The following is a 12,175-nucleotide window of genomic DNA, read 5'->3' on the forward strand; positions in this document are numbered from 1 at the left end:
GTGGCCGGGCCCCCGACCACCCTCCCGGTGGCACTTCTCAGAGCTCGACGCCGAGCAGCGCGTCGACCGCCGCGCGGACCGCCCCGGGCGAGCCCTGGTCGTCGCCGCCGGAGATCAGCGCCGACTCCACCCACGCGTCGACGGCGCGCAACGCGCCTGCGGTGTCCAGGTCGTTCGACAGCGCCTCGCGCAACTCCGCGATCGCCTCCGCGGCCGACGGGCCGGAGTTCAGCGCGACGGCCTCCCGCCAGCGCGCCAACCGGGCCGTGCCCGCGGTCAGCGCGTCCGCGGTCCACGAGCGGTCCTCCCGGTAGTGGCCGTCGAGCAGTGCCAGCCGGATCGCCATCGGGTCCACCCGGTCGCCGCGCAGCCGCGAGACGAACACCAGGTTCCCGCGCGACTTCGACATCTTCTCGCCGTCGAGCCCGATCATGCCGGAGTGCACGTAGTGCTGGGCGAACGGGAAGTCGCCGGAGAGCGCTTCGGCGTGCGCGGCGCTGAACTCGTGGTGCGGGAAGATCAGGTCCGAGCCGCCGCCCTGCACGTCGAAGCCGAGGCCGAGGCGGTTGAGCGCGATCACCGAACACTCCAGGTGCCACCCGGGGCGCCCGGCGCCGAGCTCGGACTCCCAGGACGGTTCGCCCTGCCGTGCCATCCGCCAGAGCAGCGCGTCCAGCGGGTGCTCCTTGCCCGCGCGGTCCGGGTCTCCGCCGCGCTCGGCGAAGAAGGTGTTCATGGTGGCTTCGTCGTAGTTCGACTCGGAGCCGAACCGGCCGGTGGCCTGGTGCCGGAAGTAGATGTCGGGGTGCTCGGGGTCGTCGGCCCGGTAGGCGGCACCGGAGGCCAGCAGCTTGCCGACGGCCTCGACGATCTCCGGGATGGACTCCACGGCGCCGATGAAGTCGGCGGGCGGCAGCACCCGCAGCGCCTCCATGTCCTCGCGGAACAGCGCCGTCTCGCGCATCGCGAGGACGACCCAGTCTTCGCCATCCCGATCCGCCCGCTCCAGCAGCGGGTCGTCGATGTCGGTCACGTTCTGCACGTAGTGGACCTGATGACCGTTGTCCAGCCACACCCGGTGGATCAGGTCGAACGCCAGGTAGGTCGCGGCGTGACCGAGGTGGGTCGCGTCGTACGGGGTGATGCCGCAGACGTACATCTTCGCTTCCGGCCCGGGTTCGGTGGGCCTGATCTCACCGGCGGAGGTGTCGAACAGCTGGAGTGGACGTGGAGTGCCTTCCACCTTGGGGACGGAGACCGATGACCAGGGTTGCATGCATCCGACCTTAAACTCCCGCGTCGACCCGGTGCCGCCGTGTGGACCATCGTCCGTATCACATGCTGGGAGCGCCCTGGTCCAGAACTGCGCGTGGAAATGCGAAACGCCTTCTTCCCCCTTGTCTCCCCCAGTCCCGCCAGGCGCACTGCACCCGTTCTAGAACTCCTTTCGCCGCCGGACTCCGCACCGCGTCGAGAAGTGGGATTATCCCTTCAGGAGAGCCCTGAATCCCAGGTCAACGGGTCGCACTAGCCACAAGGGCACATCGCGGGAACACCGCGACAACTGCGGGATCGACGATCCTCGCCGCGCCGGCTGGAGGCGTTCGTGGTTTCGGTACGCGTGGAACGGCTTTACAAGGTTTTCGGGCCGCAACCGGCCGAGGAGGTCCGGCGTCTCGAACAGGGCGCCGACCCGGCCGACCTCGTGGCCGAAGGCGCGACCCCTGCGGTCGTGGACGTCTCCTTCTCGGTCGCCGAGGGCGAGACCTTCGTGGTGATGGGCCTGTCCGGTTCGGGCAAGTCGACGCTCATCCGGATGCTCAACGGCTTGCTCACGCCCACCTCCGGGCACGTCCACGTCGACGGCACCGACATCACCACGATGTCGGCCCGCGACCTGCGCACCATGCGCCAGCAGAAGATGAGCATGGTCTTCCAGCACTTCGCGCTGTTCCCGCACCGCACGGTGCTCGACAACGTGGGCTACGGGCTCAAGATCCGCGGCATGGGCAAGGACGAGATCGCCGAGCGGGCCCGCGAGGCACTGAGCATGGTCGGCCTCGAGGGCTGGGAGCAGCGCTACCCGGCGCAGCTGTCGGGCGGCATGCGCCAGCGCGTCGGGCTCGCCCGAGCGCTGGCCGCGCACACCGACGTGCTGCTGATGGACGAGGCCTTCAGCGCGCTGGACCCGCTGATCAAGCGCGAGATGCAGGACCAGCTGCTGGAGCTCAACGCGAAGCTCGGCAAGACGATCGTGTTCATCACGCACGACCTCAACGAGGCGATGCGGCTCGGCGACCGGATCGCGGTGATGCGGGCGGGCCGGATCGTGCAGATCGGCGATGCCGAGCAGATCCTGCGCGAACCCGCCGACGACTACGTGGCCCGGTTCGTGCAGGACGTCGATCGCAGCAGGGTGCTCACCGCCGGGGCGATCGCCGACCCCAGCGTCCCGGCCCCGGACGGCGCCGAACCGGTCGAGGCGACCACGCCGCTGCGGGAGCTCTTCGCCCGCATCGGCGGGAGCGGAGCGGTGCCCGTGGTCGGCGAGGACGGGAAGGTGATCGGGGTGGTGACGCCGCAGGCGGTGTTCACCGCGCTGAGCCACCAGGCCGAGTTCGAGGAGGCCTGAGATGGTCGCGACCCAGTTCCAGCTCCCGCGGGTGCCGGTCGGTGACTGGTTCAGCACCGCGGTGGAGTGGCTCAACGACAACATCGGACCGGTGTTCGACTTCATCGACCTGGTGGTCACCTCGGCGGTGGCGGCGCTGAGCTTCGCGCTGACCTGGCTGCCGCCCCTGGTGATGGTGCTGGTGTTCACCGCGCTGGCGCTGTGGCTGCGCAGCTGGCGGTTCGCCCTGTTCAGCCTCATCGGCTTCGGCCTGGTGGTCAGCATCGACGAGTTCGACCCGGCCATGGAGACGCTGAGCCTGGTGCTGGTCTCCAGCGTGCTTGCGGTGCTCATCGGCATCCCCCTGGGCGTGCTGGCCGCCCGCAACCGGCACGTCAGCAACGTCGTGCGGCCGGTGCTGGACCTGATGCAGACCTTGCCTGCGTTCGTCTACCTGGTCCCGGTCATCGTCTTCTTCAACATCGGCGTGGTGCCCGGCGTGGTGGCCACGGTGATCTTCTCGCTGCCGCCCGGGGTGCGGCTGACCGAGCTGGGCATCCGGCAGGTCGACACCGAGGTGGTCGAGGCCGGCGAGGCGTTCGGCGCTCCGACCCGCCAGATCCTCACCGGCATCCAGCTGCCGCTGGCCATGCCGTCGATCATGGCCGGCATCAACCAGGTGATCATGCTGTCGCTGTCGATGGTGGTCATCGCCGGCATGGTCGGCGCACCGGGGCTCGGAACCAACATCTACGAGGCGGTGACCCGGGTCCAGCTCGGCCAGGGCTTCGAAGCCGGGCTGGCGGTGGTGATCCTCGCGGTCTACCTGGACCGGATCACCGCGGTGCTGTCGGACCGCTCGCCGGTCGCGCGGGCGGAGCGCAGAGCGGCGAAGACCGGGTGACCCGGTCGCCGAGGAAAGGCAGGTTGTCATGGTGCGCACGAGATCGAGGCGACTGGTGGCTGTTCTGGCCGTGCTCGCCGCGCTGATCGTGGTCGCCGCCGGTTGCGGCGGCCGGGAGCAGCAGACCGGCCAGGAAGCCAAGCAGATCAACATCGGCTACATCGCCTGGGACGAGGACATCGCCGTCACCTACCTCTACAAGGAGCTGCTGGAGCGGCGGGGCTACCAGGTCAACATCACCGAGCTCGAGGCCGGACCGATCTACGCCGGTCTCGCCCAGGGCAACCCGGACCTGTTCCTGGACGCCTGGCTGCCGGCCACCCACGAGGACTACTGGAAGCAGTACGGACCCCAGCTGGAGGACCTGGGCGTCTGGTACGACCAGGCCACGCTGAACATCGCGGTGCCCAACTACATGACCGACGTGAACTCGATCGCCGACCTGCGGGGGCGCGGGGCCGAGTTCGGCGGGGTCATCACCGGCATCGACCCCGGCGCGGGCCTGAGCCGGACCACCAAGGACAAGGCGATCCCCGCCTACGGGCTGCAGAACGAGTACCAGCTGCAGACCTCCTCGACGACCGCGATGCTCGCGGCGCTGCAGAAGGCCACCGACGAGCAGCGACCGATCGTGGTGACCCTGTGGCACCCGCACTGGGCCTACGCGCGGTTCCCGATCAAGGACCTGCAGGACCCGATGGGCGCGATGGGGACCGCGGAGCAGATCCACGCCGTCGGCCGCCAGGGGTTCAGCCAGGACTTCCCCGAGGTCACCGAGATGGTCAAGCGCTTCAAGCTCAACGACCAGCAGCTGGCGAGCCTGGAGAACGAGATCAACAGCGCGCCCAAGGGCCAGGAGCAGGCGGCGGCCAAGAAGTGGGCCGACGCCAACCCGAACGTCATCAACTCCTTCGCAGGCTGAGAGGAGGGACAGGAGCTGTCCCCCGCGTGGGGTGGGGGACAGCTCCAGTGGAGCCTCCGGCCCTTCTGTCAGCGGCGGCGTTTGGTGCGGAGGTAGTCGCCGACGACGGCGGCGCCGAGGCCGTCGGCGTCCGGAGCCAGGACGCGGCCTCCCCCGCGCTGGGCGACGATCTCGACGAACCGCTCGAGACGCGGGTCCTCGCCGAGCATGAAGACGCTGAGCGTGGTGCCCAGCCGCTGCAAGACGTCCACTTCGGACAGCGTGACGCCGAGCGTGTGCGGTGTCGGCGGGTACTGGAAGACCGCCTCTCCGTCGGGTTCCAGGTGCGCCGTGGGTTCGCCGTCGGTGATCACCAGCACGACCGGCTGCGCGTCGGGGTTCCTGCGCAGGTGGCGGCCCGCGAGCAGCAGGGCGTGGTGCAGGTTGGTGCCCTGCTCCCACACGCCCTCGAGCGCGGCCAGCTCACCGACGTCCACAGTGGACGCGTAGCGCCCGAAGGTGACCAGTTGCAGGGCGTCCGAGCGGAACCGCGTGGCGACCAGGTGGTGCAGCGCCAGCGCGGTGCGCTTCATCGGTACCCACCGCCCGTCCTGCACCATCGACCACGAGGTGTCCACGCACAACACCACCGCCGAGCGGGAGCGCTGCTCGGTCTCGGAGACCTCCAGGTCGCCGATGTCGAGCATCGGTGAGTCCGGGCCTTCGGCGGCGCGGCGCAGCACCGCCTTGCGGACCGTGCGGGCGGCGTTCCAGGGTTCGCTGTCGCCGTAGGTCCAGGGCCGGGTCGTGCCGGTCAGCTCGCCCGCGGCCCCCGCGCGGTCGGTGTCGCGCTCGCCCCGGCGCGTCTTGAGCTGCGAGATCACCGCCTGCAGGGCGGTCTCGCCGAGCCGGCGCAGGGCACGCGGGCTCAACCGCAGGCTGCCGTCCGGGGCGCGCTGCAGCAACCCCTGGTCGCGCAACTGCCGTTCGACGTCGGCCAGCCGTTGGGCGTCGACCACCGCCTGCGGGCCGAGCTGGCGCTCCAACGCCTCCAGGTCGATGTCCTCCAGGCTCGCGCCCGGGTAGGACTGGCTCAGCTGCTCGGCCAGCCGGTCCATCTCGCCGAGCTCGGCCATCGCCGCGGTCGCCTCGGCCAGACCCATCGGCTGGTCACCCCGGAAGCGGGCCCGCCCGGTCCAGTCCTCACCGGGACGCAGGCCCTGCAGCTGCCGGTCGATCTGCTGCAGCGCCTGCGCGATGCGCGGATCGCCGAACGCCTGCTGGGACAGCGCCATCAGCTCGTCGCGCTGCTGTTGGCTCATCGAGTTCATCATCCGCTGCGCAGCGGCCGAGCGGGCCGCCAAGGCGTCGATGAGCTCGTCGACGTCGCGCGGGTTCTCCGGGAAGAACTCGCCGTGCCGCGCCATGAAGTCGTCGAACTTCTGCTCGACGTCGTCGCCGCGGGCGTGCGCGGCCAGCAGGTCCGACAGGTCGTCGAGCATCTCGCGGACCCGCTCGACGTCCTCGGGCGAGACCTGCTGCATGGCCTCCTTCATGCCCTGGAAGCGCTGCTCGAGGACCTCGGTGCCCAGCATCTGCCGGATCTCCTCGAAGGTCTCCCGCGCCTCGGAGGAGCGCCAGTCGTACTCGGCCAGCTCGTTGACCTGCCCCGCCGCGTCCGGCGGCAGCGCGCTCAGCTGCAGCTCGCGGAACCGGGCGTCCTCGGTGGTGTCGGCCGACAGCGCCAGTCGCTCCTGCTCCAGGGCGCGATCGAGCAGCCTGCGGACCTCGGAGAGGGTGCCGTCGAGCCGGTGCCTGCGCTGCAGCTGGCTGCGCCGCTGCCACAGCCTCCGGGTCAGGTCGTCCAGGCCCGACGAGTCGCGGGTGCCGGTGCGCAGCAGCTCCTCCAGCGCCGAGCGCGGGGAGGCGCCCTCCATCACGTCCCGGCCGATCTGGTCGAGGGCCTCGCGCAGGTCGACCGGCGGCTGCAGCGGGTCCGGTCCGCCGTGCCACGCCGAGTACCGGTACCGGGAGCTCATCAGCTGTACACCGACCGGTCGTCGTCGGAGTCCTTGGCCAGCCGCTTGGCCAGGTACAACGATTCCAGCGCGAGCTCCACCGCGCTGGCGATGCGGCCCGGCGGGTCGTCGGGACGCACCCCTGCGCGTTCGGCGACCTGGTGCAGCACCGGCAGTTCGGGCAGCGCCGTCAGGACGTCCTTGCCGGCGATCTGCTCGCCGGTGGCCACCGGGTGGCCGTCGACGACGGCGTCGGCCAGCGACTGCAGGTCCAGCCCGGCGAACATGCCGCGGGCGGTGTCGGCCACCGACCGGCGCAGCAGGTAGCCCAGCAGCTCGTCCTCGCGTCCCTCCTCGCCGGCTTCGAACTCGACCTTGCCGCGCAGCACGGCGGGCACCGCGCCGAGGTCGACCGGGCGGGCCACGGCGGGCTCCTCACCGGTCAGCGCCGAGCGGTGCAGCGCCGCGGCGGCGACGGTCTCGGCGGCGGCGATGGCGAACCGCGCGGACACGCCCGACCGCTGGTCCACCGCGCTGGACTCGCGCAAGTGGTCCACGAAGCGCGCCAGCACCTCCAGCAGGTGGTCACCGACCTCGGCGGGCAGCTCCGCCTCCTGGCGCATCAACGACACCTCGTCGTCGATCTCCGTCGGGTAGTGGGTGCGGACCTCGGCGCCGAAGCGGTCCTTGAGCGGGGTGATGATGCGCCCGCGGTTGGTGTAGTCCTCCGGGTTGGCGGTGGCCACGAGCAGCACGTCCAGCGGTAGCCGCAGGCTGTAGCCGCGGATCTGGATGTCGCGCTCCTCCATCACGTTCAGCAGCGCCACCTGGATCCGCTCGGCCAGGTCCGGCAGTTCGTTGATGGTCACGATGCCGCGGTGCGCGCGCGGCACGAGTCCATAGTGGATGGTCTCGGGATCACCCAGCGAACGGCCCTCGGCGACCTTGACCGGGTCGACGTCGCCGACGAGGTCACCGACCGAGGTGTCCGGAGTGGCCAGCTTCTCGACGTAGCGGTCGTCGCGGTGCCGCCAGGCCACCGGGAGGTCGTCCCCGAGTTCGGCGGCGCGGCGGCGCGAGACCGGCGTGATCGGTTGCAGCGGGTGCTCACCCAGCTCGGAACCCTCGATGACCGGGGTCCATTCGTCGAGCAGCGAGTGCAAGGCGCGCAACAACCGGGTTTTGCCCTGGCCGCGCTCCCCGAGCAGCACCACGTCGTGCCCGGCGATCAGCGCGCGTTCCAGCTGGGGCAGCACGGTCCGGTCGAAACCGACGATGCCGGGCCACAGCGCCCGCCCGGAGCGCAGCGCGGTCAGCAGGTTCGCGCGCATCTCGGCCTTGATGCTGCGGGGCTCGTGTCCGCTGGTGCGCAGCTCCCCCGCCGTGCGAGGCAGCCCTGGAGGTGGAGTCGGGATCGTCACCCCACCGACGCTACTCCCGCGTCGGGGTGAACGCCGCCACTGCGACGAGGATTTCGGATCGCGGGCCGGAGGAGTAGAAATTCGAGGTGACGTCTTCACCGAGCGCAGTGGGAGGCCCTGTGGCACTGGAGATCGAGGTGGATCCCGGCGAGGTCGGCTTCGACGCGGACCGGTTGCAGCGGATCGATCGGCACTTCGAGAACTACGTCGCGACGGGCAAGCTGCCCGGCTGGCTGGTGCTCGTCGCCCGCCACGGCAAGATCGCGCACCTGTCCACGCACGGCGCCCGCGACATCGCGAGCGGTGCACCGGTCGAGACGGACACGCTGTTCCGGATCTACTCGATGACCAAGCCGATCACCTCGGTGGCGGCCATGATGCTCTACGAGGAAGGCGCTTTCGAGCTGACCGACCCGGTCAGCGACTTCATCCCGTCGTTCGCCGACATGCGCGTCTACACCGGCGGGCCGGCCACCGCCCCGCAGACCCGGCCGGCCGTGGAACCGGTGCGGATCTGGCACCTGCTCACCCACACAGCCGGGCTCACCTACGCCTTCAACCACCTGCACCCGCTCGACGAGCTGCACCGCCGCGCCGGCTTCGAGTTCGGCATGGCGTCCGACCTGGACCTGGCCGCCTGCTGCGACGCCTGGGCGGAGATCCCGCTGCTGTTCGACCCGGGCACGCGCTGGAACTACTCGGTGGCCACCGACGTCCTCGGCCGGGTCGTCGAGGTCGCCTCCGGGCAGTCCCTCGACGAGTTCTTCCGCACCCGCGTCCTGGAACCGCTGGACATGACCGACACCGGTTTCCAGGTCGCCTCCTCCGACGCCGACCGGCTGGCCTCGCTGTACTCGGCGGACCGCCAGGGCAAGGCCCGCCTGCACCCGCAGCACGAGAAGATGTGGGCCACCGCGTTCGAGCCGCCGAAGGCGCCCTCCGGCGGCGGTGGGCTGTTCTCCTCCGCCCGCGACTACCACCGCTTCACCCAGATGCTGCTGCGGCGGGGAGAGCTGGACGGCGTGCGGCTGCTCGGCGCCCGCACGGTCGACTTCATGACCCGCAACCACCTGCCCGGCGGCGCCGACCTGGAGACCCTGGCGATGGGCGCCTTCTCCGAGGTCGCCAACGCGGGCAAGGGCTTCGGCCTCGGCTTCTCGGTGGTCGACGACCCGCTGGCGGCCAAGGTGCTCAGCTCCACGGGCGAGTTCGCCTGGGGCGGCCTGGCCAGCACGGCCTTCTGGGGCGACCCGGCCGAAGACCTCACGGTCCTCTTCCTCACCCAGCTGATGCCCTCCAGCACCCACCCCATCAGGCCCTACCTACACCAACTCGTCTACCAGGCTCTTGTGTGATGGTGGGTGGTCCACCCGCGTGGCGGTGCCGGTAGCGGAACCTGGCACGCCTCCTGGACTCCGTGCGCCACGCCTGATGTACGCCAGTACACGGCGTCGCGGCGTACTCGCCAGGAGACGTCTCAGAACCCGCGGCGTTCCGAACCGAGTCCCACACCTGGAGAAGCGGCTGCCGCCGCACGCCGCCTGGGTCGTGCGGCGGGCCAGTTGAGTCCCAGAGCGGGAACAGCGGCTCTCGCCGCTGGAAGAATGCAGGTCACGCCAGGGCGGACTGCTGGAGGGACGACTGTCCCCACCCTTGCCGCGGGCACCGCCGCGCATCCGTCGATGCTCACGTCTCGGATCCCGGAGCCAGACGGCGTCTGAGGTTCCGCTACCCGCACCGCTGAGCAAGCCGAGTGGAGCCCGACAACGCTAGAACGCAGGCCAGGGGATCGCCGGCCAGTCTCCTGAGGGTTGTGGGTAGACGCCTGTGTCCAGCAGCCGGTCGATGCGGGTGCTGACGGCGTGCACCTCTTTGACGGTGAGGTGCTCGGACAACCGTTCGGCCAGGTCGCCTTCCATGCGGGCGCGGACTTCGCCAAGGCGTTCGAGCTCGGCCTCGCCGACCGGTTCGCCGATCCAGCCCCACAGCACCGTGCGCAGCTTGTCGTCGGTGTTGAGGCTGACGCCGTGGTCGACGCCGAGCACGCGGCCGTCCGGGTCGCGCAGGATGTGCCCGCCCTTGCGGTCCGCGTTGTTGATCACGATGTCGAGCACCGCGAGCCGGCGCAGCTGCTCGTGGTCGGCGTGCGCCAGCACCACCGGGTCGCCGTCGGGGTCCTGCGCGCGCAGCACCTGCCGCCACCCGTCGCGAACCTCGCTGGGGTGGGTGATGTCGACCAGCTGCGCGACCTCGTCCGCGTCCTCGTCGATCCACAGCTGCACCATCCCCGGCCCGAACGGGCCGCTGCGCAGCAGCGTCGGAGGGACCAGCCCCCACCCGGTGGCCTCGGAGACCAGGTAGGCCGCGACCTCCCGGCCGGCCAGCGTGCCGTCCGGGAAGTCCCACAGCGGGCGTTCGCCGCGCACCGGCTTGTAGACGCACTCACCGGAGAGGCCGTCGAGTTCGACCGAGCAGAACAGCGTGGCGTTGGACGCCTCCACGAGGCGACCCTGGATCTCCAGCCGCCCGTGCCGCAGCAGCTCGCAGGTCGCGGGCTCCTCGACGGCCACGGTCCTCAGACCTCTTCCGAGCGGCGGTAGCCGTTCTGCCGCGGGCAGATGTGCCCGGCCGGGTCCAGCGGTTCGTTGCACAGCGGGCAGGGCTTGCGACCTGCGTTGATCACCCGCTCGGCGCGTTCGGCGAAGGCGCGGGCGTGCACCGGGCTGAGGAAGACGCGCAGCGCGTCCGGACCTTCCTCGGTGTCGTCGAGGACGACCGACTCGTCGATCTCCTCCTCGGTGACCGCGAGCAGTTCGACGACGACGGCCTCGGACTCGGCGTCCCAGCCCAGGCCCATCGTGCCGACGCGGAACTCCTCGTCCACCGGCACCGCGAGCGGTTCGGTGTCGACGAGGTCCTCGGGCGTGGACCCGGGCAGCTCGGCGTCGAACCGGCGCTGGACCTCGTCCAGGAGCGCGCTGATCCGCTCGGCGAGGACCGAGACCTGTTGCTTCTCCAATTGCACGCTCACCGTGCGGACGTCCTCGGTCGCCTGCAGGTAGAAGGTGCGCTCGCCGGGTTCCCCGACCGTTCCTGCGACGAAGCGGTCGGGTTGGCGGAAGACGTGGATGACACGAGCCATGACCCCTCCGACATTAGGCCACCGAGCGCGCCTGGTGCGCGGGCGGCCCCCGTTTTGGCACATCACCTCCCGGTGCAACACGGTGACCTGCGACGGGTACTCCGCGCTGCGCCGTGGTGTTCGCCATGGGCGAACTCCGGCGCGGCGAGCTGACTGCCGATACGCTCGCGGCAAGATCAGCGGTGTTCGAACTGATCGGGATGGAGCACACCGATGAGCACGCGCGAACTGACCCGCCCACCGAGGTTGCGCCGGGGTGACGTGGTGGCGCTGGTCGCTCCCGCCGGGCCCGTGCCGGAGGACCTGCTGGAGACCGGTCTCGCCCAGCTGCGGGAGTGGGGCTTGGAGGTGCGGGTCGGCAAGCACGTCCTGGACCGGCACCACCGCCTGGACTACCTCGCGGGCACCGACGCCGACCGGGCCGCCGACCTGCAGCAGGCCTGGTGCGATCCGGAGGTCTCGGCGGTGTTCTGCGCGCGCGGCGGCTACGGCTCCCTGCGCATGATCGACCACCTGGACGTCGCCGAGCTGTCCCGGGCGGCACCGAAGGTCCTGGTCGGTTCCAGCGACGTCACCGCGCTGCACGAGGTGTTCGCGGCCGAGCTGGGCCTCGTCACGATCTTCGGCCCTATGGTGGCGACCCAGGCCTTCACGCAGGACGAGAAGGCGCGTGACCACCTGCGGCGCACCCTGTTCGAGCCGGAGGGCGTGACCATACTGACCGGCCGCCACGCCGAGACGATGGTGCGCGGTCGCGCGCTGGGCGTCACCTACGGCGGCAACCTGAGCCTGCTGGCGGGGTCGCTGGGCGCGGGCCGGGCGGCGCGGCCACCGGAGCGCGGGATCGCGCTGCTGGAGGACGTCACCGAGGAGCCCTACCGGCTCGACCGCTTCGTGATCCAGCTGGTCCGCGCGGGCTTCTTCCGCGGTGCCACCGGGATCGCGCTGGGTTCGTGGACCGACTGCGGCCCGGAGGAGGACGTCCGCGCGATGCTGGAGGACCTGCTCGGCGACCTCGGGGTGCCGGTCCTCTGGGAGCTCGGCTTCGGCCACTGCGACGCCCAGCGCACGGTCCCGCTCGGCGTCGCGGCCGAGCTCGACGCCGACGCGCAGCGCCTCTCGATCCTCCAGCCCGCTCTCCGGTAGCGGCCGCTGCCGGGAACCGGAGTCCTGCGCAG

Annotated in this window: 10 protein-coding genes; 5 read left to right on the plus strand and 5 right to left on the minus strand. The window is 70.9% G+C overall.

Annotation, left to right across the window (positions count from 1 at the left end; all coding sequences use genetic code 11):
- Positions 1-37 precede the first annotated feature (37 nt).
- Positions 38-1,276: a cysteine--1-D-myo-inosityl 2-amino-2-deoxy-alpha-D-glucopyranoside ligase gene (gene mshC / locus EIL87_RS07420; protein ID WP_125089435.1), complete on the minus strand. Its 1,239-nt coding sequence runs from the start codon at positions 1,274-1,276 to the stop codon at positions 38-40.
- Positions 1,277-1,621: 345 nt separating this feature from the next.
- Here mshC and EIL87_RS07425 point away from each other — a divergent pair, with 345 nt between their 5' ends.
- From EIL87_RS07425 to EIL87_RS07435, 3 genes are read left to right on the plus strand one after another with little or no spacing between them, the layout of a single operon-like run.
- Entirely contained in the window at positions 1,622-2,632 is a 1,011-nt protein-coding gene (locus EIL87_RS07425; protein WP_125089757.1) for a quaternary amine ABC transporter ATP-binding protein, read from the plus strand.
- A gap of 1 nt (position 2,633) precedes the next feature.
- Positions 2,634-3,515 carry an ABC transporter permease gene (locus tag EIL87_RS07430; RefSeq protein WP_125089436.1) on the plus strand — a complete coding sequence of 294 codons (882 nt, stop codon included), beginning with the start codon at positions 2,634-2,636 and terminating at the stop codon, positions 3,513-3,515.
- Positions 3,516-3,570: 55 nt separating this feature from the next.
- Positions 3,571-4,437: a glycine betaine ABC transporter substrate-binding protein gene (locus tag EIL87_RS07435; RefSeq protein ID WP_325049418.1), complete on the plus strand. Its 867-nt coding sequence runs from the start codon at positions 3,571-3,573 to the stop codon at positions 4,435-4,437.
- Between the two features lie 68 nt (positions 4,438-4,505).
- On the opposite strand, the gene EIL87_RS07440 is transcribed toward EIL87_RS07435, so the two are convergent.
- Positions 4,506-6,455 (minus strand): vWA domain-containing protein, encoded by a 1,950-nt coding sequence (locus tag EIL87_RS07440; protein ID WP_125089438.1) that lies wholly within the window; start codon positions 6,453-6,455, stop codon positions 4,506-4,508.
- Positions 6,455-7,855, minus strand: a complete 1,401-nt coding sequence (locus EIL87_RS07445; protein ID WP_199740298.1) for an ATP-binding protein — start codon at positions 7,853-7,855, stop codon at positions 6,455-6,457. Before EIL87_RS07445 ends, EIL87_RS07440 begins: the two co-directional genes overlap by 1 nt.
- A 119-nt stretch (positions 7,856-7,974) precedes the next feature.
- Here EIL87_RS07445 and EIL87_RS07450 point away from each other — a divergent pair, with 119 nt between their 5' ends.
- Positions 7,975-9,210 carry a serine hydrolase domain-containing protein gene (locus tag EIL87_RS07450; RefSeq protein ID WP_125089439.1) on the plus strand — a complete coding sequence of 412 codons (1,236 nt, stop codon included), beginning with the start codon at positions 7,975-7,977 and terminating at the stop codon, positions 9,208-9,210.
- Positions 9,211-9,624: 414 nt separating this feature from the next.
- Here EIL87_RS07450 and EIL87_RS07455 read toward each other — a convergent pair whose 3' ends face one another.
- Both EIL87_RS07455 and EIL87_RS07460 read right to left on the minus strand, forming a co-directional pair.
- Positions 9,625-10,425: an SCO1664 family protein gene (locus tag EIL87_RS07455; RefSeq protein WP_125089440.1), complete on the minus strand. Its 801-nt coding sequence runs from the start codon at positions 10,423-10,425 to the stop codon at positions 9,625-9,627.
- Positions 10,426-10,430: 5 nt separating this feature from the next.
- The gene (locus EIL87_RS07460; protein ID WP_125089441.1) at positions 10,431-10,997 is read right to left on the minus strand and encodes a DUF3090 domain-containing protein; all 567 of its coding nucleotides are present in this window, start codon (positions 10,995-10,997) and stop codon (positions 10,431-10,433) included.
- Positions 10,998-11,210: 213 nt separating this feature from the next.
- On the opposite strand from EIL87_RS07460, the gene EIL87_RS07465 reads away from it, so the two are divergent.
- Positions 11,211-12,143: a S66 peptidase family protein gene (locus tag EIL87_RS07465; RefSeq protein ID WP_125089442.1), complete on the plus strand. Its 933-nt coding sequence runs from the start codon at positions 11,211-11,213 to the stop codon at positions 12,141-12,143.
- Positions 12,144-12,175: the final 32 nt, after the last annotated feature.

Origin of the sequence: Saccharopolyspora rhizosphaerae (assembly GCF_003931915.1) — a bacterium.
GTDB classification, from domain to species: Bacteria; Actinomycetota; Actinomycetes; order Mycobacteriales; family Pseudonocardiaceae; genus Saccharopolyspora; species Saccharopolyspora rhizosphaerae.

What these genes read in the sequence shown, in the direction of transcription:
- mshC (WP_125089435.1), bottom strand. Translation starts at nt 1,276, where the DNA reads ATGCAACCCTGGTCATCGGTCTCCGTCCCCAAGGTGGAAGGCACTCCA.
- EIL87_RS07430 (WP_125089436.1), top strand. Translation starts at nt 2,634, where the DNA reads ATGGTCGCGACCCAGTTCCAGCTCCCGCGGGTGCCGGTCGGTGACTGG.
- EIL87_RS07440 (WP_125089438.1), bottom strand. Translation starts at nt 6,455, where the DNA reads ATGAGCTCCCGGTACCGGTACTCGGCGTGGCACGGCGGACCGGACCCG.
- EIL87_RS07460 (WP_125089441.1), bottom strand. Translation starts at nt 10,997, where the DNA reads ATGGCTCGTGTCATCCACGTCTTCCGCCAACCCGACCGCTTCGTCGCA.
- EIL87_RS07465 (WP_125089442.1), top strand. Translation starts at nt 11,211, where the DNA reads ATGAGCACGCGCGAACTGACCCGCCCACCGAGGTTGCGCCGGGGTGAC.